This is a genomic window from Brevibacillus sp. MCWH, assembly GCF_013096935.1.
In the GTDB taxonomy this organism is placed as follows: Bacteria; Bacillota; Bacilli; order Brevibacillales; family Brevibacillaceae; genus Brevibacillus; species Brevibacillus aydinogluensis.
Genome location: NZ_SDLF01000189.1, coordinates 1 through 428, shown reverse-complemented (window position 1 = coordinate 428; position 428 = coordinate 1). Strand labels below are relative to the sequence as shown.

The 428-nt window shown below is 44.9% G+C and carries 1 pseudogene; it reads left to right on the top strand.

From position 1 onward, the window contains the following. Window positions 1–428 (top strand): annotated as a pseudogene (locus ETC00_RS20020) (type VI secretion system ATPase TssH); the annotation flags it as partial.

Here is a 428-nt window from a genome sequence, read left to right as displayed (position 1 = left end):
CCTTGTTGATGAAGCGTGCGCGATGATTCGAACGGAAATCGATTCAATGCCGACAGAGTTAGATGAAGTGATGCGAAAAATGATGCAGCTTGAAATTGAAGAAGCGGCGTTGAAAAAAGAGCAAGATGAAGCGAGCAAACAGCGCTTGCAAGCGTTGTCGCAAGAGCTTGCGAATTTGCGCGAAAAAGCAAATGCGATGAAAGCGCAATGGGAAAAAGAAAAAGAAGCGATTCAACATGTGCGCGTGTTGCGTGAGCAGTTAGAAAAAGCGAAGCGCGAGTTAGAAGAAGCGGAAAACAATTACGATTTAAATAAAGCGGCAGAATTGCGCCACGGACGCATTCCGCAACTCGAAAAACAATTAAAACAGCTAGAAGAAACAGAAAAAGAGAGACGGTTGTTGCGCGAGGAAGTAACGGAGGAAGAAA